At 45.6% G+C, this 21,939-nt stretch carries 20 protein-coding genes; 2 read left to right on the top strand and 18 right to left on the bottom strand.

Annotated features, from left to right (window positions below):
* Positions 1-165: 165 nt before the first annotated feature.
* The 6 genes from ACE3MZ_RS06220 to tkt form a co-directional block, all read right to left on the bottom strand.
* Positions 166-747 (bottom strand): TetR/AcrR family transcriptional regulator, encoded by a 582-nt coding sequence (locus ACE3MZ_RS06220; RefSeq protein WP_411345594.1) that lies wholly within the window; start codon positions 745-747, stop codon positions 166-168.
* A 31-nt stretch (positions 748-778) separates the two neighbouring features.
* On the bottom strand, positions 779-907 hold the full coding sequence (locus tag ACE3MZ_RS06215; RefSeq protein WP_411345593.1) for a hypothetical protein: 129 nt from the start codon (positions 905-907) through the stop codon (positions 779-781).
* Between the two features lie 4 nt (positions 908-911).
* Positions 912-1,556 (bottom strand): YigZ family protein, encoded by a 645-nt coding sequence (locus tag ACE3MZ_RS06210; RefSeq protein ID WP_411345592.1) that lies wholly within the window; start codon positions 1,554-1,556, stop codon positions 912-914.
* Between the two features lie 193 nt (positions 1,557-1,749).
* Positions 1,750-3,105, bottom strand: coding sequence for a glucose-6-phosphate isomerase (locus ACE3MZ_RS06205; protein WP_411345591.1), 1,356 nt, complete (start codon positions 3,103-3,105; stop codon positions 1,750-1,752).
* Between the two features lie 285 nt (positions 3,106-3,390).
* The gene (locus ACE3MZ_RS06200) at positions 3,391-3,702 is read right to left on the bottom strand and encodes a pyrimidine/purine nucleoside phosphorylase (protein WP_411345590.1); all 312 of its coding nucleotides are present in this window, start codon (positions 3,700-3,702) and stop codon (positions 3,391-3,393) included.
* A gap of 204 nt (positions 3,703-3,906) precedes the next feature.
* Positions 3,907-5,964 carry a transketolase gene (tkt, locus tag ACE3MZ_RS06195; RefSeq protein WP_411345589.1) on the bottom strand — a complete coding sequence of 686 codons (2,058 nt, stop codon included), beginning with the start codon at positions 5,962-5,964 and terminating at the stop codon, positions 3,907-3,909.
* A 239-nt stretch (positions 5,965-6,203) separates the two neighbouring features.
* On the opposite strand from tkt, the gene ACE3MZ_RS06190 reads away from it, so the two are divergent.
* Positions 6,204-6,635, top strand: a complete 432-nt coding sequence (locus ACE3MZ_RS06190; RefSeq protein ID WP_411345588.1) for a hypothetical protein — start codon at positions 6,204-6,206, stop codon at positions 6,633-6,635.
* Positions 6,636-6,833: 198 nt separating this feature from the next.
* Here ACE3MZ_RS06190 and purU read toward each other — a convergent pair whose 3' ends face one another.
* Both purU and ACE3MZ_RS06180 read right to left on the bottom strand, forming a co-directional pair.
* Entirely contained in the window at positions 6,834-7,730 is an 897-nt protein-coding gene (gene purU / locus ACE3MZ_RS06185; RefSeq protein WP_411345587.1) for a formyltetrahydrofolate deformylase, read from the bottom strand.
* Between the two features lie 261 nt (positions 7,731-7,991).
* Entirely contained in the window at positions 7,992-9,110 is a 1,119-nt protein-coding gene (locus ACE3MZ_RS06180; protein ID WP_411345586.1) for a deoxyribonuclease IV, read from the bottom strand.
* 436 nt (positions 9,111-9,546) lie between these two features.
* Here ACE3MZ_RS06180 and ACE3MZ_RS06175 point away from each other — a divergent pair, with 436 nt between their 5' ends.
* A complete protein-coding gene (locus ACE3MZ_RS06175; protein WP_411345585.1) occupies positions 9,547-10,476 on the top strand; it encodes a TIGR01777 family oxidoreductase in 930 nt (309 codons plus the stop codon).
* A 284-nt stretch (positions 10,477-10,760) separates the two neighbouring features.
* Here ACE3MZ_RS06175 and ACE3MZ_RS06170 read toward each other — a convergent pair whose 3' ends face one another.
* The 10 genes from ACE3MZ_RS06170 to ACE3MZ_RS06125 form a co-directional block, all read right to left on the bottom strand.
* Positions 10,761-12,755 carry a DUF6382 domain-containing protein gene (locus tag ACE3MZ_RS06170; protein ID WP_411345584.1) on the bottom strand — a complete coding sequence of 665 codons (1,995 nt, stop codon included), beginning with the start codon at positions 12,753-12,755 and terminating at the stop codon, positions 10,761-10,763.
* Between the two features lie 46 nt (positions 12,756-12,801).
* The gene (locus ACE3MZ_RS06165; RefSeq protein ID WP_411345583.1) at positions 12,802-13,314 is read right to left on the bottom strand and encodes a prepilin peptidase; all 513 of its coding nucleotides are present in this window, start codon (positions 13,312-13,314) and stop codon (positions 12,802-12,804) included.
* A 60-nt stretch (positions 13,315-13,374) separates the two neighbouring features.
* Positions 13,375-14,364, bottom strand: coding sequence for a TadE/TadG family type IV pilus assembly protein (locus ACE3MZ_RS06160; protein ID WP_411345582.1), 990 nt, complete (start codon positions 14,362-14,364; stop codon positions 13,375-13,377).
* The gene (locus ACE3MZ_RS06155; protein WP_411345581.1) at positions 14,333-16,669 is read right to left on the bottom strand and encodes a hypothetical protein; all 2,337 of its coding nucleotides are present in this window, start codon (positions 16,667-16,669) and stop codon (positions 14,333-14,335) included. Before ACE3MZ_RS06155 ends, ACE3MZ_RS06160 begins: the two co-directional genes overlap by 32 nt.
* A gap of 40 nt (positions 16,670-16,709) precedes the next feature.
* On the bottom strand, positions 16,710-17,396 hold the full coding sequence (locus tag ACE3MZ_RS06150) for a TadE/TadG family type IV pilus assembly protein (protein ID WP_411345580.1): 687 nt from the start codon (positions 17,394-17,396) through the stop codon (positions 16,710-16,712).
* Positions 17,377-17,574: a Flp1 family type IVb pilin gene (locus ACE3MZ_RS06145; RefSeq protein WP_411345579.1), complete on the bottom strand. Its 198-nt coding sequence runs from the start codon at positions 17,572-17,574 to the stop codon at positions 17,377-17,379. Before ACE3MZ_RS06145 ends, ACE3MZ_RS06150 begins: the two co-directional genes overlap by 20 nt.
* Before the next feature lie 14 nt (positions 17,575-17,588).
* The gene (locus ACE3MZ_RS06140) at positions 17,589-18,482 is read right to left on the bottom strand and encodes a type II secretion system F family protein (protein ID WP_411345578.1); all 894 of its coding nucleotides are present in this window, start codon (positions 18,480-18,482) and stop codon (positions 17,589-17,591) included.
* Positions 18,483-18,589: 107 nt separating this feature from the next.
* Positions 18,590-19,453, bottom strand: a complete 864-nt coding sequence (locus tag ACE3MZ_RS06135) for a type II secretion system F family protein (protein ID WP_411345577.1) — start codon at positions 19,451-19,453, stop codon at positions 18,590-18,592.
* A gap of 15 nt (positions 19,454-19,468) precedes the next feature.
* Positions 19,469-20,734 carry a CpaF family protein gene (locus ACE3MZ_RS06130; RefSeq protein ID WP_411345576.1) on the bottom strand — a complete coding sequence of 422 codons (1,266 nt, stop codon included), beginning with the start codon at positions 20,732-20,734 and terminating at the stop codon, positions 19,469-19,471.
* Entirely contained in the window at positions 20,731-21,882 is a 1,152-nt protein-coding gene (locus ACE3MZ_RS06125) for a ParA family protein (protein ID WP_411345575.1), read from the bottom strand. Before ACE3MZ_RS06125 ends, ACE3MZ_RS06130 begins: the two co-directional genes overlap by 4 nt.
* Positions 21,883-21,939 lie beyond the last annotated feature (57 nt).

Below are 21,939 nucleotides of genomic sequence, written 5' to 3'. Positions count from 1 at the left end.
CTGTTCCCGCTATAGGGATTCAACGTTTTGACAGGGGAAAGCCTTAAAGCATATAGACGCACGCACTTCATCCTTTGCTCCAGTATTCGGTTATGTCCATGATACGGTGTTGCACCTCAGTATAATCACTTTTATCATCCGTATCAGCTATGACTATCTGTTTCGTTACAGTACCCGGCACAATGTCTTCACATGCGCCACTGCTGCCGCTTCGACTTCCTCAAAGCTCACACGATCCTGAATGTAATACGAAATAAAGCCGAGGATCGATAAAAACAAACTCAGCGGTACGGTATGCATCGCTTCTAGCGAATGCTCGTTCAGATCCATCTGCTGACGCACGATCGAGGCGAACACCTCAAAACATCGCGATTGTTCAGCACGACAATAGCTCAACAGCTCCTCATCGCGGATCATAAACATAATTTCATACTGGTGGGCATTATTCAGCCCAAAACGGATAAATTCGAGCAACAAACGTTCCACTCGATTATGATCGCCTACTTCTGGCGCTTCTTTGACCTGAATCAGCAGCTGACAGAGATGGTCAAAATCCTCCATCACAATGGCATAAAACAGCTCTGCTTTTTCTTTGAAATGATAATACAGCGAACCATGGCTGTATCCGAGATGCTGACCGATACTGCGCATTGAGATAGCGCGATATCCTTTGGTCACAAACAGATGCCTGGCTGCCTCCAAAATTCTCTCTCTTGATAACTCCTGCTCAACCGCTCTACGCGCCATAGTGTGATTCCCCTTCAAGCAAGCATTTGGCCTAACGGGTTTGCGACTGTGTGACGGTGTGCATCATGAACAGATCATTCATGTGCTCCTCGATCGGATTGCCAACCCCAATGGCATGCCGATTCTCCGTCCACTGCATTCCCTGTATGGAATATGTCATCGTTTTACTCTTGTTCAATATAATATTGCTGCTCTCCCGGCACAATCTCCGCCTGTCCCTGAGTTAGATCGGTCATCCATGCTTGAAACGTCTCTGACTCACTGGCAATCGGCAAACAATGTAAAATCACCTTATCCGTGAATTCCGTCTCGCCCATGCGGATACCGCGATTGCGCAATTCATTCTCCAATTTGCCCAGCCATGTATACTCAATCTCCACCTGCACTTCCTCATGAAGCACATTCGTGATCGACTGTCCGGCTTCGATAGCAGCTACCGCTCCGTCCGTATAGGCACGAATGAGCCCGCCCGCTCCCAGCATAATACCACCAAAATAACGGGTGACTACAATGACGATATCCTGCAACCCTTGGTTTTTGATCACCTCCAAAATAGGCTTGCCTGCCGTACCGCTTGGCTCTCCGTCATCGGACTGGCGTTGTATATCGCCGCGCGAGCCGATCAGATAGGCAGAACAGTTATGGGTGGCGTTCCAATGCTGCTTTTTGATGCTCTCGATAAAGGCGAGCGCTTCTTCTTCGGTTGCCACCGGTTTGGAATGACCAATAAAACGTGACTTTTTAATCACAATTTCTTTGGCTCCAGTTTGTTTTATCGTTTTGTAGCGTTCCGGCTTATCCGTTGTCATGATGTCCCTTTCCTATGCGAGTTACTAAAGATATCATACACCATATTTAGGTATCAAGAAAGCAGCCCCCTGACCCTTCGGCCAGAGAACTGCTTTCTCCATGAAGTTTATCCTATTTTACATCAAAAGTAGCTTACTCGAAAAGACTTTTCAATCAGCTTCTTTTGCAGAGATGCGAAGAAAGTTTACACGCTTATTCAGACAGACGTGCTTCCAGCTCTTCTTTTTGTTTCTCAAAGCCCGGTTTGCCCAGCAGCGCGAACATATTCTTTTTGTATGCTTCTACGCCTTCTTGGTCAAACGGATTCACGCCGGACAGGTAGCCGCTGATTCCGCAAGCTTTCTCGAAGAAGTATACGAGGTAACCGAACGAGAATGGCGTTTGATCTGGGATGTTCACGATCAGATTCGGTACTTGACCGTCTGTATGCGCAAGTAGTGTACCTTGGAATGCTTTTTTATTGACGAAATCCAGCGTTTTGCCAGCCAGGAAGTTCAGACCGTCCAGATCATCTTCGTCTTTTTCAATCGTAATATGGCTTGCCACTTCTTCCACCTGAATTACAGTTTCGAAGATGTTGCGGCTACCATCTTGGATGAATTGACCCATGGAGTGCAGATCGGTCGAGAAATCAACAGCTGCTGGGAAGATGCCTTTGAAGTCTTTGCCTTCGCTTTCGCCGTACAGTTGTTTCCACCATTCAGATACGAAATGCAGAGATGGCTCATAGTTCACCAGAATTTCGATTGCTTTGCCTTTACGATGCAGAGCGTTACGAACCGCTGCATACTGGTAGCTTTCGTTTTCGGCAACATTTGGGTTGCTGTATTCTTTGGCAGCAGCGGCAGCACCATCCATGATTTCCTGAATGTCTACGCCAGCAGCAGCGATTGGCAGCAATCCTACTGGTGTCAGAACGGAATAACGTCCGCCAACATCATCAGGAATAACAAAGCTTTCATAGCCTTCTGCATCTGCCAGTGTTTTCAATGCGCCTCTAGCACGGTCAGTTGTTGCATAGATGCGTTTTTTCGCTTCTTCTTTGCCGTATTTTTTCTCCAGCTCGGCACGGAAAATGCGGAATGCAATCGCAGGTTCAGTTGTTGTACCGGATTTGGAGATTACATTCACGGAGAAGTCTTTGCCTTCAATTGCTTGCAGCAGGTGATTTACATAGGTAGAGCTGATGTTGTTACCAGCAAAGTAGATTTCAGGCGTTTTGCGTTTGTCTTTTGGCAGTACATTGTAGAAGGAATGCGTCAGCATCTCAATCGCAGCGCGCGCGCCCAGATACGAACCACCGATACCGATAACGATCAGGACTTCGGAGTCGCTTTTGATTTTTTCAGCCGCTTTTTGGATGCGGGCGAATTCTTCTTTGTCATAGTTGGTTGGCAGGTCGATCCAGCCCAGATAGTCGGAACCTGCGCCTGTACCGTTGTGCAGTTGTTCATGTGCGAGACGAATCGGCTCGGCAAAATAATCCACTTCATGTTGAGCGACAAAAGAAAGAGCTTTGCTGTAATCAAATTTCACTTTTTTAGACATAATATCGTTACCCTCCCAAAATGAATTCATGATACACATGGTTTCTGTATCCAACATCCTGCCGGCACATATTCTCTATACCGATCAGGCTTACCCGTGTTTAAGTATGACGTCATCATACTCGCAATGCAAGCGATCTGCCACGGGCTGTCAGTTAATGACGTAAGTATACCGCGATTGCCAAAGAAGACGAAATGACTTTGGATATATCGCCAACACTAGCTTTTGACCATACCTATATCTTTACCCGGTCTTGCAGTAATCAAAAACGTGTCTGTTATGACATTACGCGTAGGAGCAGCAGTAATCTGTAACCGTGCTAATTTCCAGCTTGAAACTGGAATTCGCCGGTACTTCAAATGTCGCCTGACCGTCGATATGCAGCCATTCTTCACTGCCTGGCAGCAGAACAGACAGTTTCCCTGCCAGAATCTCCATCGTTTCATGACTGTCTGTGCCAAATTCGTATGATCCTGGTAGCATGATGCCGAGGGTTACTTTACTACCGTCCGGAAGTAGCACGATGCGGCTGGTCACTTTACCGTCATAATATACATTCGCTTGCTTGACTACCGTTACATTTTCCAGTTGGCTCATTGATCATTCCGCTCCCCGTTTGCTTGATAATAATCATTTGGTATCGATGTATATCTTGTATCGCAGTTCATATCGATACTCCACCACCGCTATGAACATATCAGAAAAAAGCGCAGGGCGGCGCGGGGCCACCTCTGCACCTTTTCTGTCCATAACAAGGTATTTTGCTGTACGGCAATACACATTGCCATGTGATTTATGAAATTAGGACAGCAGTCCTTTAACTTTTTGTACTACGTTGTCAACAGTGAATCCGTACTCAGCGATTACACGATCGCCAGGAGCGGATGCACCAAATGTAGTGATACCCAGAATTGCGCCTTTGTCGCCAACATAACGTTCCCAGCCAAAGGTTTGTGCCATTTCGATTGCCAGACGAGGTTTTACATCAGGCAACAGGACGGAATCGCGGTATGCTTGATCCTGTTTCTCGAACAGCTCCCAGCTTGGCATGCTGATGACACGAACTTCGATACCTTCGGAAGCCAGTGCTTCTTGTGCTTTTACAGCCAGTTGTACTTCGGAACCTGTAGCGATCAGTTGGGCGACCGGTTGACCCGCTTTTGCATCGGATACAACATAAGCACCTTTTTTGATGTTTTCGCGTACGCCGTCTACTGTACCTGGCAGGATTGGCAGGTTTTGACGAGTCAGTACGAGGGCGATTGGACCGCCTTTGTTCTCAACCGCGTGTGCCCATGCAGCCGAAGTCTCGTTACCATCTGCAGGACGGATTGTAGTCAGACCCGGGATAATGCGCAGGGAAGCCAGTTGTTCGATCGGCTCATGCGTAGGGCCATCTTCACCAACAGCGATACTATCGTGAGTCAGTACATACGTTACAGGCAGACCCATCAGGGAAGCCAGACGTACAGCCGGACGCAGGTAGTCAGTGAATACGAAGAACGTACCGCCGAATACTTTGATACCGCCATGCAATGCAATACCGTTCATTGCGCCAGCCATTGCAAATTCACGTACGCCGAAGTAGATGTTGCGTCCAGCGCGTGTTTCCGGTGTGAAGTTGTCCAGACCTTTCAAGTGAGTCATCGTGGAGCTTTCCAGGTCGGCAGAGCCGCCTGCCAGCTGAGGAACACCATTGATCAGACCGTTCAATGCATTACCGGAAGCAACACGAGTCGATACCGCTTTGTCTTCGGTGCTGTAGAATGGCAGTTCTTTGTCCCAGCCATCTGCCAGGTTACCGGAGAATGCAGACTCAAATTGAGCAGCCAGTTCTGGATTTTCTTGTTTGTATTGGGCGAACAGCTCGTCCCATGCTTTGTTCGCTTCTACGCCGCGTTCTTTTACTTTGGCAAAGTGTTCACGAACTTCGTCTGGTACGTAGAAGTCTTCTTCGTATGTCCACTCGTAAGCTTCTTTGGTCAGTTTCGCTTCTGCGGAACCCAGTGGGGAACCGTGCGTACCGCCGTGACCGCCGATACCTTGTTTGTTCGGGCTACCGTAACCGATAACTGTTTTCACTTCGATCAGTGTTGGACGGGACGTGTCTGCTTTCGCTTCTGCCAATGCAGCTTCGATTGCAGGCAGATCGTTACCGTCTTCGACGCGCAGTACTTGCCAGCCATAAGCTTTGTAACGGTCTTCTACGTTTTCGGAGAAGGACAGATTTGCTTTACCATCCAGTGTAATATCGTTGGAATCGTACAGCATAATCAGTTTGCCCAGTTGCATGTGACCTGCCATAGAAGCAGCTTCACTTGCTACGCCTTCCATCATGTCGCCATCGCCACAGATCGCATAAGTGAAATGATCGATTACGTTAGCATTGCCTTTATTATAAGTTGCCGCCAGATGGGATTCCGCGATTGCCATACCAACTGCCATCGCTACACCTTGACCCAGAGGACCGGTTGTTGCATCAACACCTACAGTGTGACCAAACTCCGGGTGACCTGGAGTTTTGCTACCCCATTGACGGAATTGTTTGATTTCATCCATTTCCAAACCGTAGCCGGACAGGTGCAACAGGCTGTACAATAGCATGGAGCCGTGACCTGCGGACAGCACAAAACGATCGCGGTTGACCCAAGTTGGGTTAGCCGGGTTATGTGTCATAGTTTTGGCGAACAGTTGATAGCCCATTGGAGCGGAGCCCATTGGCATACCAGGGTGTCCGGAATTTGCTTTTTCGATTGCATCGATAGAAAGCGTACGAATTGTGGAAATCGACAGATTGTCCACTTTGGAGTTTTCGGATTTGTTAATGCTCTGTTCCTGCTCTTGTTTCTTGTCAGTCATGTTAATCCTCCTCATTCTTCTTGGTAAAGCGAGGTGCCCAGGTTGTATCTCATTTGAAACAAGGTTGTCGATTTCAGGAGTACGAATATTCCAAATGAAATGATTCCCCTTGAGTCTTTCAATTTGACTTATTACCCTTTGTCCATTGTAACACTAGTTTCGACAGTTTGCCATATCGTTATTTTGTTCCACTGTATTTATACCCAATATCACCTGTACGAAAAGAGGAGGACTGTATTTTGCGTAAGATCATCCAACAGGGTTTGCTTGCCGGATTGGTGAGCGGCATCATTCTCGGACTAGTGCTGAAATGGATTCAGTATGGAACGGGAGCGCTTGTGTATACATTATTGCTGAATGTTGATTTTGTTCCAGTGTTGCCGGATGTATTACCGGAATGGTTGGAGTTTGCCATGCATCTCGTCGTGGCGCTAGTACTGGGCGTGCTATTCCGATTATGGATTTCGCGCTGGCATCATCCGTGGCTGGCGGGACTAACACTTGGTGCAGCATCATCGCTGTTATTTTTCCCGCTGGCGATGATGTCGGATCGTGTACCGGCAGTGAATGATGGACAGGCGTATATGTACTGGCTGATTGGGCATCTGGTATACGGGCTGGTGCTAGGTATGGTTGGTAGATGGCAGATACGTCAGCGTTCATTATTTTAAAATATCACTTGAATATAAACAGTGCGTTAAAAATAACAGCCTTTTGCATCATATTAACGACTGAGTCTTAGATTGCTAGTCGTTGATCATACTAATAAAAAATGCCACTCTAAATGCTAGAGTGGCGTTTCTTTATACGCAAAATCCGTATGATTTATTCGATACTATACATCACATTCATACGAACAATAATTCAAATCAATTAAACACAACCGTCTTGTTCTGATGAACCAGAATACGATCTTCCACATGCCATTGCACAGCACGAGCCAGTACGACACGTTCAATTGTACGACCGATGCGTTTCAATTCATTCACATTATCGCTGTGGCTCACACGCTGTACGTCCTGCTCGATGATCGGACCGCCATCCAGCTCCTCCGTAACATAGTGAGCTGTCGCACCAATGATTTTCACGCCGCGATCATACGCTTGCGCATAAGGCTTACCGCCCACAAACGCTGGTAAGAACGAGTGATGAATATTGATAATCCGATTACGATAATGCTCGATGAAGGTTGGCGAAATGATCTGCATGTACCGTGCAAGCACGATCACATCGATATCTGCACCAATCACTTCCAATTGACGACGTTCCGCTTCCTGCTTCGTATCGGCAGTAATCGGGATATGATGAAATGGAATGCCAAACGATTCCACATAACTGCGCATATCATTGTGATTGCTTACAACAAGCGCGATTTCAGCATCCAGATCGCCTGCTTGCCAGTGCCACAGCAGTTCAACCAGACAATGATCTTCTTTGGATACAAAGATCGCTAGACGCTTTTTACGACTAACCTGATTAATATTCCATGTCATGCCAAAACGGTTGGCAATATCGGAAAAGTCGTTTTCCAGCGCTTGCAGATTGGCTGCTAGTTCTGGTAGATCAAATTCGATACGCATAAAAAACATACCGCCATCCGGGTCCATCGTATACTGGTCAGATTGTACAATATTGGCTCCGTGTTCATACAAAAAGCGCGACACCGTAGCGACAATACCCGGACCATCGGGACACGAGATTAGCATGCGTGCACGATGCTGCTGTGGTTCACGCGGGGATTGATTTTGTTTTACATGTACTTCCATGAGACGTAAGATCCTCCTTCAACAATGGCGCAGTTTCGTTCGATATGACAAAATATCTTATCTTACAATCTAGGTGATATTCAGCATATTGTAAATAGTTCAATCATACTTCTGCTATCGACGTCATAACAAAGGTATATTCAGATGTAAGCTTGTTTGGACGAACTGTCTGTGCCCGGTGGACAGAGAGAATATCGAACATATCCATCATTCCATTGGTAAGATCTCAGTATTGGTGTTTGGGGGTCATGTACAGATTCATTACAGAGCGTTCTTGCCTGCAAGCCATGCAATTAGACGCTTGTTGATCTGCTCCTCATTCAGTGCTGCAAACAGTCCATCTGCTGCTATCAGATCATACAATCGCTCCAGCGGCTCACGCGGGTCGGCTTTGCGGGCTTTCGCATCACTTTTCAATACGTTCCAAGTGTCCAGTACATACGGACGTGCATCAATGCCTTGACCGTCGAAGAAATGATGCAGCTTTTGCACATCTTCTACAAATTCATTGCCAAAACGTCCTGCTACATCTCCGCGCAGCAACGCAATTTCCACTTCATACATCGGATTTTGTTTCTTCGCATCTTTACCGATCCAAGGCGTTTCCAGAATAAATGGACGTCCTGTTAGCTTCTCATGGTGTACTAGGTTGTTCAGCGCTTCAAAACCAATCCAGCCGCTACCTAGTGGAGTATGTCGGTCTTTTCCTGCACCGACTGGATTTTTGCTATCGTTAACGTGAACGACAGTGATACGATCCAAGCCGACAATCCGATCAAATTGCTCTAACACACCATCCAGATCGTTAACCAGATCATAACCAGCATCGTGAGTGTGACATGTATCAAAGCAGACGGTTAGACGATCGTTATGCGGTACGCGCTCCATAATACGAGCAATCTCCTCAAAACTGCGACCAATCTCTGTTCCTTTGCCCGCCATCGTTTCCAACGCGATATTCACATCTGTTTCTTTCACGCCAGCTAACACCTGTTCCAACCCTTTGGCAATACGGTCGATACCATATTCTGCATCCATATCTGTAAAAGCACCGGGATGAAGCACGATATTGTGTACACCGATTGCGTGAGTACGGTGAATTTCTTCTTGCAGGAAATTGACAGCCAGCTCATACGTATGTTCCTTGTATGAACCGAGATTGATAATATATGGAGCATGTACGACGATTTCTTCTACACCCATTTGCTCCATTTTCGCTTTGCCTTCATCTAAAAACATCGTGTCCATCGGCTTGCGGCGCGTATTCTGGGGTGCACCGGTATATATCATAAATGAGCTAGAGCCGTATTCATCTGCTTCATTGGCTGCGCTAAGTAACCCTTTATTGGAAAACGATACGTGAGAACCTATTTTTAACAAGTCATTTCCTCCTCAGTCAATTGTGCCAGCTTAATTAATACTTATTGAATCGTTTGAATAGTGCAAAACAAGAAAACCTATTGTTCATCCTGTGCTTGAACATACAGGCATAACAATAAGCTGTAGATTCAGAATGTAATCTGCAATTCGGCTACAGGAATCTCACCTATTTTAACGCGGATAGTTCAATAAAGCCAGAATGTTGGTATGAACAATGGATTAAATTTGAATGTGATTTTATATAGAAGAAATACCTTTAAATTGGTTAATAACAGTGTAGTGGCTTTTCTACAAGCTATCTTCATTTGAACATATGCTCGACATTGACAGCAGGTATAGTGAAATATGTAAAACATATTTTTGATGATACATGAACTGACTTGTGATACACACTCTTATCTGAAATAGAGATCTACTTACCTGAGGAGGAATCGATATGAAGATTGCAATTTGCGGTGGTACGGGTTTTGTGGGTAAACATCTAATTCCATACTGGTTGGATGAAGGACATGAAGTGATTGTAGTAACGCGTAAAGTTTCACCAGAGCAAGCTGGTGCTGGACGGATTCAATATATAACGTGGGACGATATGGAGCAGCATCCTGAGAAACTGGAAGGAATCGATGCACTCGTTAATTTGTCCGGTGAATCTTTGAATCAGCGCTGGACGACCAAAACCAAACTGGAACTGGTCGAATCGAGGATGCGTACGGTTAATATCGTTTCCAAAGCGATTGAGAAGTTGGAGCGCAAACCTGAGGTAGTCGTGCAGGCAAGTGCGATGGCGATTTATGGTACATCAGACACGGAGACGTTTGACGAAAGCAGCGAACGGCGAACAATGAATTTCCCATCCAGTCTGGCGGAACAATGGGAAGCTGTTGCTGAAAGTATCAAAGACGTACGTTTGATCAAGCTACGCGTTAGTCTAGTACTGGGCAAAGACGGCGGTGCATATCCGCTGATGACATTACCATATAAAATGTTCGCTGGTGGCAAACTTGGTCCCGGCAAACAATGGGTTTCGTGGATTCATATCGACGACATGGTGCGGTTGATCGACTTCTGTATTCAAAATAAAGAAATTGAAGGTCCGATCAACGCTTCCTGTCCAGGACCTGTCCGGTATAATGAATTCGGTAAAACCGTCGCCAAAGTGCTGAATCGTCCGCATTGGTTTCATGTGCCTTCGATTATGATCTATTCTGCACTTGGTGAAATGGCCAGCATTTTGCTACAAGGGCAGCGGGTTATTCCGCAAAAAGCACTGGATCACGGCTTTACCTTTGTATATCCTGATCTGGAATCGGCAATTGTTGAACTGGAAGACAAGCATCAGCCTGCTTCCAATAGTGAGCATGCTTAACATATTGTAACGAAGCAAATGTCAGTAGAGTATGTAATTAGTAGAAAATATGTAGTTGAAAACCGCTGTGATGAATCAGAAGGAAAGCGATGCAAATTACCGGATGTTATGATCTAAGTTGTGATCTATATTGTAATCTCATCACAACGTGTCCAGTTAATGCTCCTTTCACTGATTACACAGCGGTTTTATTTGTTTATTCGAGTTTGAGTTTGAGTTCAATTATTCGGATTTTTGTGTGCTTATGCAACTGCTTATCAGCATTTTACTACTTGTTTACCGTATTACGTTTCCAGACGTAGTGTATACACAGCTTTGGCTACTTTAAAGGAATCGCCGTTTTGAATAGGATACGCTTTATACGGTATCAATGCTTCACCATTCAAAATCGTGCCATTGCGTGAACTTAGATCTTTGATCGTCACTTGTCCTTTGCGCACATCCAGTTCAACATGATTACGAGATGTTCCTACTGACTGTTCATGATAATGAACTCCATCGTCTGCTCGTCCGATGATAAAACTCCCTGCTCCAAGACGAATAGATTCAATCGCATTGCCATTCGCTTCGCGACGCTCCAAATACCCCCGGAAAGCAGGGCTTTCTTCAGTAGATTGAGGTTCCAGATCGTCCAGTAATACAGTTGCCATATGCGATGAAAGGCTCTGAGTAGGCATATTATTTATTTGTATAGAATGTGCGTATGCAGAACTGTCCGATCCAGATTGATGTTCGCGATGATCAGGATCGTATGCTGCATATGAAGGTTGTGATACATAGTTTGGAATATCCGCCGGATCGAAACTTTGCTGGTTTTGATGTGGATGTTGATTTTGACTACTTCTAAATTCTCTTATATCAGAAGATGTATGGGAATGATAAGCGTTTTGATTGCTGCTCTTTGTGGTTCCAGCAACAGGAATTGAGGATGAATAGGCAGCATTGTTAGCAATTGCAGTAATTCCAGCAACTTCGGCATTTGAGGCGTGTACGCCATTTCCAGTGTTTGCACCTGCGCCAGACATTGCAGTTGCAGATTGTCCAGCAAATGCTGGCTGCCAGCGCCATTCTTCTTGTTGCACTTCATTATGATGCTGCTTCTTACCAAACAATGATACTGCTGTTTTTTGCTGCATCGTAGCATCAGGAGGTCCTGCACTTTTTTTCGTTTTACCGAGTGTGATTTTACCTTTTACAATCATATAAATTGTCAAAAAAGTTGCTAGTGTCAATGCAGTACATCCATACAGCATCATGTCATTGGGATGCTCCATATAACCATAGCGCCAGATCATAGCGATCAGCAGCGCACCACCAGCCAACAAATAGGTTCGATAAGCAGAAGGAAGCTTGTTCGGTTCGACTTCCATATCCCCTGTTTCGGGCTGGATATTCAAACTGGCTGCGGAAGCTTCTTTCTTTTTGCCAAATGATAGTACTGAACGTTTGGTTTCAGTATGAGCAGGTTGAGCAGATTCAACAGGTGATTGTACAGAATGTGGGGGTGCAGAATGTGCTGTATCATGTCTGGCATGATTCGCCTGATGATTATCGATCGGAATGGAAAAAGGGGGACCTCCCAAACTATTCTCCTGACCTCCAGTATTGATAGCTGTATCGTACCCGCCGTACCAATCTCGATCCCCCGGTCGTGGCATGTTCAATGATGAATCTGGAGAAGATGGATTATGCTGCTCTTGTCCACCTGCTAGTAGATCCATAAGCATATATTTTAGTTCCTGTAATGTAAAAGTTTCCGACTGGCAATAACGCAATAACCGTTGCACATCATTGCCACTTAATTCACGAACCGCTGTCATCCAGTGAGATGCGAGTCTACTAATCTGCTGCTGCACCGGTTCTTCGGTCAACATGACAGTGCAAGGAATATACGTCAAAAATAATTTACCTGCTTGTAGCGAACCTTCCATAAACATATAATCCTCATCCAGCACATAGTTAGGCAATGACAGCATATACTGACTGCTTTCCTCCAGCGTCGATACTAGCTGTAACAACAATCCAAAATATTCAGCAATACCGATCATCTCACTTTGTAAACAATGCTTCAGCATTCGCTTGCCAGTAATATCATAGCGCAGCTGTGCCTGTAAATTCACTTCGTGCAAATGCAATTGCAGCATGCCGTGGATGCGACTGGATAGCATCATCCCACTCTGGGTGCGACTCAAATCGCTATGCTGAAAACCTGCTTCGCGATGGATCACCATAAATGTTTTGCCATCCTGAATAAAATCCTGTATTAATGTCGTGCTCATACGATTCATCCTTTCCTTCCCTATTGCCATTTCGTCTGGCTTTCCTCTATCCCACGTATAAATAACAGAACAATACGCCCGGTAGCACGGCTGTCATGAATGGAAATGTTAAGTACTGCTTATGCTCCACATCATCAGGACGCAGCTTTTGCTTCCATAGCAATGCTCCTGTAATTTTCCATAGTACATTGCGCATACGTGTTATTGTCTCTCGTCGCCACAACATAATCACCAATCCGATCAAACCAGCAAACAGAATTGAATACATCATCACCTGTACTGTCATGCTTGCGCCAAACCAGACTCCAATACCAGCGAATAGCTTCACATCGCCTGCACCTACCGCGCGAAATAGATGTAATATCAGCATCAGTCCGAATCCGAACAACAGCCCTTTACCAGCAAATAGAATCCCTTCTCCTTTGCCTAAAATGGCATGATAAACTAGTCCACTGATTACAAATAATAGGTTTAATAGATTGGGAATTTTGCGGGCGGTAATATCTGTCCAAAAAGCCCACAAGATGAAAATGCCACTGCCAATAAATACAGTTTCCATTACGCTTGACTCCCTTTTTCATTCATATGAACATAAATAGATGGCTGCAAAGCAAAATGATTACGGTTCGGTAGGATATGCGCCTGTGCCCGGAGCACCGGAAATAACTGGACGTCCATCATAATTAGCAATCTCAAATGTCCCTCGGATTTTCTGGCCATCTTCTGTGGTGAGTACATACGTTGCCCAGCCTTCAGTAGCGGAGGACGGGATTTTCCATGTCCAAATAATGTTACCATCTGCATCTGCTATGGCATCACCAAGCCCTTGTGCTGTACTGCTGCCGCTTTTATAAGTAACTTCCAGATGAACTTTGGAATTGGGCGGAGCTGTAGCCGCAATCGAAATCAATGACTCGGGATGAGCAGGATGAGGGACGGAAACGACGCGTACTCCTGTCTCTTCTTTGTTTTCATCGCTAGCAGCACCGTTACTTTCATTCGTGTCACCGATCCATAGCCGTTCAGTTGCTCTTGATTGCAGCACAATGGGACGAAATACAAGCGGCACTTTAAAAGGCAATTCATAACTCAATTCAATCCCAAAATACGGATCACCTGACATGTCAGGCACAGTCACCTCGGTTACATGAATGCGTTCAAAGTCCAGTCCATTATCCGATGCTACCTGCTTCATCAGCGGCTTAATCGCCGCATCCAGCACCGCTGCTGACGCTTGATTTTTCAATTGACGCAGTCTAGTATCTCCTGTACTCGCCATATCTTGAATCCAGCCATCTAATGGTGAAGGGAATAACGAGTCATACTTGGCAGCCAGATCGGTAAGGCTCATCTTCGGCATATATTTGGAATTTTCAATCGCAGTACCTGCTTCTTTGACCACATACATATGCGTACTCACATATCGCGCTGTATCAGAGGATACATTGTTTAACGATGTAGAGATAAGTGTCATTTGCACGATATAGACCAGAAACACAGAAACGAATAAGAAAATCGGCAGCACCATTGCCGCTTCTAGTACGATGCTTCCACGTTCGGAGCGATACAAATTCTTATCAGTAGCTAAAGTCTGCCTGTTTATCTTCATAATACACACCCTGTTTCACTGAACTGTCGGTCTGCACAGATTGCAGCATTCCGGTAATCGCTGGCAAAAACCAGATCCTCATTCCCGCCTGAATATGCGCTGATGCATATGTATCACGCTCCTGCGGATTGATGTCGGTATTATAGCGAATCAGCGCCAGCATTCTAGACATTTTCTTCTCATTATTCGTTTGTAACAAAAACAATCGTAAATAATCACGGTATTCAAAATGAACTTTAAGATAGCCGGACAGATCGGTATATCCTTTCGTAAATAGGTCGATCATGTCCTTGAGTGCCATCTCTACGCCATAAGCAATTCCGGCTGCAAGCACGGCGAGTGGATGACCGAGTCTGGCATTTTTGGCTAATCCTTCTGCGGTACGGATCGCCATTCGCATACCGAAAATCTCCGTATATGCCGCCGTTAGATTGGCAACCGGACCATTATATCCGTAAATGATATATTCGAGTTGCTGACTATCTACAGTTAATAGTGTCATCGCATCTTCAATCGATTGTTGATCCATAACCTCAGAGATTGGAAAATCGCCTGCCAGTGAAGCATCTCGTTTTTGCACCGATTCCACCAGGTTGCCCCACATCATGACATCAAATGGTTCAAAATAATGCACCGCATATTCATTCATATAGAACTCATTGCGGCTTTTCATCAACACATCGGCAATACCACCGTAAATGAAATCCATCGCACCCATGGAGCTAGTACTCTCCTCATACGGATCTTCGTTGAGTTGTTTCATTTTTTCCTCAGCAGCGGCGATCGCCTGATTAAAGTTCAAATTGGACTGATAATATTCATTTACTTTGTCAAAGCTTGCACCGGAAGCTTGCGCTCCAGCTCCAAGTGCGGCGATTGCACTAATGACAGCTGTCGCCTTTTTCATTGATTGTTTTGCCTTCGCTTCATCCTGTGCTACCGTATCTGTCCCTTTACGCGCGTCTGCAATATCTTTTTCGATTTTGCCCAGTTTGCCAGATGGAGCATCTGTCAAACCACGATAATTGTTCAAATATTGTTCCAGCAATCGCGCCGTTTCAATCGTTTTTGATTTTAACGTTGCGGCACTACCTGATGTGCGTTTAACTACTTGCTGCGCTTCACCAACGGAAAACTCTAACGATGTTTTGATCACAGCATAATCGGATTGTTGACTAGTAATAGCGGCATCCATACGATTCAACAACTCATCGGATAATACAAGCTGATCCAGATTTTTGCGAAGCTCAGCAATTTGAGATTCGGCAGCCGAATTAGCGCTACTGGACGTACTGCCTGGTGTATTTGTTCCACTGACCGTGTTATAAGAGCCGTTAGCTGAACGTGTTCTAGCTTTACGAATTTCTTCTTTGATATTGCCATTCTCTTCACGAATTTTTGCCATTAATTTCATACCTTCATCGTATGTACTTTTATGAGTAGTAATCAGTTTACGTGCTTCAGGCATTATTTTTTCCAGTAGAGAAGCTGCATTATTTTTGTATTTGGATATTTTCTGCGTATTGATCGCAGGTTTATCTTTCTTTTTGCGCTTTTTGTCTTCAGCGATCAGATCGGTGTAGTTATCAAATTGTGCAGCAATATCAGCCAGTGACGAGATCGAGCCTACATTTTTGTCCGCGATGGAGTTTCCCGCTGGATACATGACCATTTTGGCGAGCTTCAGTACGTCTTTGGCGGTGTTTTTTTGCAATGTCAGTAATTCGTCAATCGCTTTCTCACGTCGTTCATAAGGCGCACGCACATTGTTCAACACTTCGGTCGTCTGCGTCGTTTCTTTCATAATGGAAGACATGCTGCGCATTTTTTCTACAACTTCAACTGTAAAATCAATCGGTGCTTTATATTTCATTTCTTCCTGGACTTGCTGGTTAAATACATCATATTTGCCAAGCGGTCGGCTCAACACAATCGATGAATCCTTGACCTGTAACGGGATCAGATTCAAGCGATTATCTACATCGGTGTAATTCATATTTTCAGCTATCGCTGTATCCAACAGCTGATTGGCATCACTGCCGCCAAAGGCAAACAGTCCATAATTGGTCTGATATTCAGGCTCATACGCAGACATTACTGAACGCACCAGTGCATGGGTTAAGCGCTCCGTCTGTACTTGCATGGCGGCAATTCTTGCATAATCGATAAATACTGCTGTAAAAGTAAATACACCTGCAAGCACTACAATCAGAAAAATAGTAACTGCACCGCGTGTATCGTTTATCTTATGCCATAATTGTCTTTTCCAGCTGCGGATTACCCGTGCTGCTTTGGATTGGTTCACTGTACTCCCTCCGCTTGTTCCTTCAAATGTCAGTTGTATCTCACTGACCAAACCATTGTACAATGGCTCCCGCTTTGCCCAGATCAAAAACTGGTCCAAAATTGCCAGAAGCCTTAGCTGCGTAATACCGCATCAGTTCTACATTGCGAATAAACTCCACTGGCTCTACTACAACCGCTCCGGCACTAATCTCCTGACTAAGCGAATGCCCTAGTTGACGCTCCAATGGAGCAAACGATACTGGACGTGCCAATGTAGTTTCGATGGAACGCACTAACACGCCATTGTCGTATTTGATATTTCCACTCATTTCACCGGGAACCCAGGAGGCAGCGGCAGATAGCTTTTGCTCGGGCAACGATCCGCCGCTGCCTCCTGGAATGGAAACCTCCGTCGGTTGTGCCGATCCTGCCCAGCCAAACAGCTTGCTTAACATATCATCGCTCGTAAGCCGCCAATATAGACCATCATTTTGCCCTTCGGGAACAGCGCCGGTAGTAACATCCTTGTGGCTGTTATCCCATGAATAGGCTGCACGTTCGGATGTTTTGGAAGCCGCCTGTTTGAGCATTGTATTCTGGTACAGCACCATGCAAAAAAACAGTAGCAACAACGTCGTGAACAGAATAATCGGAAATACGAGGGAAGCTTCAATTGTGAAGCTCCCACGTGTATTTTCCCAAAAATTCTGTTTGAGTGTATAATGCTTACTTTTTGAATTCTTCACTTTTTTGTCCCATGTATTCCAGCATGCCGTTTACGACTGCCACAATTTTTGCTTTAAACGCCAATGCGATCATAATAATAACTGCTACAATCAATACCATTTCCAGCGTACCGATTCCGTCTTCTTGCTTCCAAAAGCTTCTCATCCCGTTCCAGGATTGTTTAAGTATAGTTGTCATTGCTTATTATCCTCCTACATATTCATCATCATAAATGCCGGCGTACCGACCAAAATCATTACTATTACAAAAATCATGACCATAGGCATTACCATTTTGGAAGAAGCCTGTTCTCCACGCATGCGGCTAACCGCTTTGCGTTTGTCCCATAGCGTACGGGATAATTCACGCAATGCCAGTCCAAACTCGCCACCCCCACGGCGGAAGTTAAGCAGCACAGTCGTAGTAAATACCGATACTTCTTGGACACCGCAACGTTTGCTGAATGCCTCCAGCGATTGCGGAAATGCATAGCCATTTTCCAATTCATTCAGCATCTGGATCATCTCGCGGTACAACGGATGATCCGCTGCACTTTCTTGCTTACGCTGTACACAGCGCATAATTGCTCGCTGTGCGGTTTCCCCAGCTCCGACCAACAGTACAATCTTGTTCAGCAGTTCAGGCAACTCCAGCAATATATCCTGTTCACGTTCCTGCACCTTTTTACGCAGATCACGAAACAACGATACCGGTAGCAATATAGCCAGCACAGCGCCAAAACCTAACCATGTTACACTACCACCATTAAAGGCTGCCATCATACATCCCCCGGTTAATAACAGCCAGCAATACCCTGCCATCTCTGCGATATATAGCAGAGAACGTTCTCCGCTCAAATGGACCCCAAATCCTTTTTGCACAAGACTCTGCACACGGTAAAAGGCACTGGAAAAGCGTGCCGTAAATTTGGCTTTTTCAATCAGTACCAGCATCGCAGGCAGCAGCTTGCGCAACTTGATCACTTCAAATGGCAAAGCCGCTAACTGCTTATGACGCTCCTCCGCCTGCTGATGCAATACAACCCAGCCTACAAGCAGAAAAGCCGCCAGCAATCCTTCCAGCCACACCCCAATCAGTTGATTCACCTCCTTTCAGTCATATCCATACGAGTATGTTCTCTTGTTCTGTTGTTATGTTGTTATGTTCAGACCTCAACCTGAATATTGAATGCGTATGTTCTCTATTCCACACTCTACACTTTGATATTCATAAACTTGCGAATGAGAAAGAAACAACCGCCCAGTGCAATCAGACAAACTGTTGCTATAGCAATACCAATCGGACTTTCATACAATGGCTTCATAAAATCGCCAGCGGCAAAGTTCAAAAACAACAAAAAGATAAACGGTGTCGCCATCAAAATATTCGATTCCATCTTCTTCTGCGCAATCATTACGGCGATATCCTGCTGAATATCCAGCTTCTCCCCGATCACAGATGACGTTTTACGAATAACTTCTACCAGATCGCCACCAGTACGCTTACATGTCGCAAACACATCAGCAAAATTGGAAATATCCTCATTATTCGCTCGACTGCTAAAGTCTGCCAAGGCTTCTTCAATCGGCTGTCCATAATCCAACCGTGTCGTAATGATATTCAATTCGCGAATCATATCGTTATCACCATCTGGATATAGCATGAGCAGATCCTGTGCTGCTTCTCGAAATCCATTTTCGACCGAGCGTCCAGCAGCTAGCGATGATGATAATGAATACAATGCTTGTTTAAAATAGGAGCTAAGTGCACTCCGTCTGCGCTCCAACAGATGCCGACGCAATAGCTTGGGCGTAAACCAAGCAACGCCAGCAAACACAGCACTGACAATCCACTGGTGATAAAACAGATAGCCAATCATAGCAAAAGCCGCACCGCATACGATCATGCACACAATTCGTTGTAATATCGTCAAATGATACACCGTATAATCAGGCAGCTTCTGTTCATGAGCCGATGATGGCTGTGATGGCGGATGCTGTTGTCCAGATGATGAGCGAGTCGGGCGTTCAACAACGGTCTGTTGCCGCTGGATACGGCTATTGGTATTGATCATCATAATCTCCTTTTCCCTTTATGCCTGTATCGCCGAAGCTTGTGTCCCTATATCAGCCAGCCTGCGCCATTCCTCAATGCCTGCTGCACGTAGCTTATCTGTATGAATAAGCAAATTGCCAGTCGGTACAAGCTGCCCAATAATACGCCCTTCCCGCTCTCCCTGTTCTTCGAATACAAAGAGCGGATTCAGTACCACTTCACCATCCATCATGCCGCGTACTTCCGAAATCTCCACCACACGACGCGAACGATCACGCAATCGGGACAAATGTACGAAAATATCAATCGCCGAGCCAATTTGCTGCCTTACCACCTGAATTGGCAAATCTGCACCGCTCAATACCATCGTTTCTAGACGACTGAGCATATCACGCGCGCTATTAGCATGCCCGGTCGACAAGCTCCCATCATGACCAGTGTTCATCGCTTGCAGCATATCGAGCGCTTCCGCCCCGCGCACCTCACCGACGATAATACGATTCGGACGCATACGCAGCGATGAACGAATCAGGTCGCGAATACTAATCTCGCCCTTACCTTCCGTATTGGAATTGCGCGTCTCCATTGAGACTAGATTGGGCACGGTACGGATTTGCAGCTCGGCAGAATCTTCAATCGTAATTACCCGGTCGTCCGGCGGAATATATTGCGAAAGTGCATTAAGAAAAGTCGTCTTACCCGAACCTGTTCCACCGCTGATGAAAATATTAAATTTACTACGCACCAGCGTTTGCAGCAGACCCGACGCCATCGGCTCCAACGCACCAATTCGTACCAGATCATCCATCGTTAATGGCTGCTCTGGAAATTTACGAATGGTCATCGTCGGTCCTTTCAGCGCAATTGGCGGTAGTACCACATTCACCCGCGAGCCATCCTTTAAGCGTGCATCCACAATAGGCGAAGACTCATTTACTACCCGATTGACCCCTGACACAATGCTCTGGATAATGTCCTCCAGTCGTTCCTGAGATTCAAACACCGTATCACTGCGTAGCACCTGACCGTTACGTTCGATAAAAATATCCTGATGACTGTTGATCATAATCTCTGTCACACTCCGGTCATCGACCAATGGCTGTAAAATATCCAGTCCACGAAACGAATCAAATACCTGACGAACGAGTCGCCGCCGTTCCCCTGCTGTCAGCCCGGGATACCGATGATGATCTAGTACCTTTTGTTCAATACGCCGCATCAATTCGTCGTCATCAATGGCGAACATCACATCCAGACCGGAACGCACCTCATTGCGTAGTGAAATAAATAGATCCTCACTCACAAGCTCACCCCGTTAACGACCAGATGATTGTGCTCGCCATGAGTATGATCCAACCGACACAATTTCAAAATATCGCGCTGAAAGATCGGGGAGCACCATAACAGTTCACCATTGCTCACCTGCTTCCATGAAGGTACATACGGAAGCGTTCCTTCCAGCTCCATCCCTTCTAAGGGCAACCGATTCATGACACCGCCTGTATAGCGATTCATCACAAAAGAGACTTTGCCGCCAATCTGTTCATACCATTCGCTATGATACTGTTGCCAGTACGACATCCATTGCAGTGTTTTGTTCATACATGGCAGATCGTCAGTCAACAGCCAGACGATACGCTCACTATGCTTCAAGGCAGCAGAAATGCGGTCATTCCAACCCGATTCCACATCAATAATCAGGTGATCATATTCGCCGCTGTCAGCAATATAACGAATTAACATTTCCGTTTCTTCTTCTGTCATATGTAGCAATTCATTAAAATTGTCCGGTGGTATGAAGCTATCCGCACGTATTTCTTCCGCTCTAACTGCATACTGTGATGGCGATGCTTCCGGTTGTCGTTTCGATTCCGCTGCTGCCTGAAGATCGTACAACAATCTGGATAATGCGTAGCTTGGATCGGACTGCTGATCTAGCGTTAGCCAATGCGTACTACTAGCTGCCTCCAAATTCAGGTAAAATACCGATTCGCCCCTCATGCCATATTGTTTTGCCATATTCATCGCCGTCACGGACTTGCCGCTACCTGGCGAGGTCGAATAGAGCGTTGTGATCATCGTCTTGCCTGTATCACGCTGCCATTCCGCCGGTGCTTTGCCACTCCATTCGCAAAGCTGCTCCAACAGCCGTTGCAGCGGCTGATATTTAGCAATCACTTGCCGCTCTTCGTTCTTTTCTTCATATTCGCCCAGTGTCACCCAGCGATTGCTTGTAGATTTATCATCCGTTAGCCAGCATTGTAAAAAGGATTCTTCCGCTGCTACAAGTCCGCGATGATGTCCTTCCTTCATATAAGCTAGAAACGTTGCTGGATCCGAGAATGCCCGAATCCGTACTTTAGCTGCATATTCACTCGTGCGAACATACCGCAGCAGCAGCTCAATGTACTCGCTGTCCTCCACACAAAGTACAATCTGTACCGGAGCCATTGGCTTTTCCCCCTTTATATGCAAAAAAAAGCACCGTTTAAATAACGCACTTCATGT

This window comes from Paenibacillus sp. WLX1005 (assembly GCF_046603685.1).
In the GTDB taxonomy this organism is placed as follows: domain Bacteria; phylum Bacillota; class Bacilli; order Paenibacillales; family Paenibacillaceae; genus Saccharibacillus.
Note: the sequence above shows the minus strand (reverse complement) of the source record. Positions and strands in the feature narration are given on the sequence as shown.

Excerpts from the sequence above, each read along its gene's own strand:
- ACE3MZ_RS06220 (WP_411345594.1), bottom strand. The coding sequence starts at position 747 with ATGGCGCGTAGAGCGGTTGAGCAGGAGTTATCAAGAGAGAGAATTTTG.
- ACE3MZ_RS06215 (WP_411345593.1), bottom strand. The coding sequence starts at position 907 with ATGACATATTCCATACAGGGAATGCAGTGGACGGAGAATCGGCATGCC.
- ACE3MZ_RS06210 (WP_411345592.1), bottom strand. The coding sequence starts at position 1,556 with ATGACAACGGATAAGCCGGAACGCTACAAAACGATAAAACAAACTGGA.
- ACE3MZ_RS06205 (WP_411345591.1), bottom strand. The coding sequence starts at position 3,105 with ATGTCTAAAAAAGTGAAATTTGATTACAGCAAAGCTCTTTCTTTTGTC.
- ACE3MZ_RS06200 (WP_411345590.1), bottom strand. The coding sequence starts at position 3,702 with ATGAGCCAACTGGAAAATGTAACGGTAGTCAAGCAAGCGAATGTATAT.
- tkt (WP_411345589.1), bottom strand. The coding sequence starts at position 5,964 with ATGACTGACAAGAAACAAGAGCAGGAACAGAGCATTAACAAATCCGAA.
- purU (WP_411345587.1), bottom strand. The coding sequence starts at position 7,730 with ATGGAAGTACATGTAAAACAAAATCAATCCCCGCGTGAACCACAGCAG.
- ACE3MZ_RS06175 (WP_411345585.1), top strand. The coding sequence starts at position 9,547 with ATGAAGATTGCAATTTGCGGTGGTACGGGTTTTGTGGGTAAACATCTA.
- ACE3MZ_RS06170 (WP_411345584.1), bottom strand. The coding sequence starts at position 12,755 with ATGAGCACGACATTAATACAGGATTTTATTCAGGATGGCAAAACATTT.
- ACE3MZ_RS06165 (WP_411345583.1), bottom strand. The coding sequence starts at position 13,314 with ATGGAAACTGTATTTATTGGCAGTGGCATTTTCATCTTGTGGGCTTTT.
- ACE3MZ_RS06160 (WP_411345582.1), bottom strand. The coding sequence starts at position 14,364 with ATGAAGATAAACAGGCAGACTTTAGCTACTGATAAGAATTTGTATCGC.
- ACE3MZ_RS06145 (WP_411345579.1), bottom strand. The coding sequence starts at position 17,574 with ATGACAACTATACTTAAACAATCCTGGAACGGGATGAGAAGCTTTTGG.
- ACE3MZ_RS06135 (WP_411345577.1), bottom strand. The coding sequence starts at position 19,453 with ATGATGATCAATACCAATAGCCGTATCCAGCGGCAACAGACCGTTGTT.
- ACE3MZ_RS06125 (WP_411345575.1), bottom strand. The coding sequence starts at position 21,882 with ATGGCTCCGGTACAGATTGTACTTTGTGTGGAGGACAGCGAGTACATT.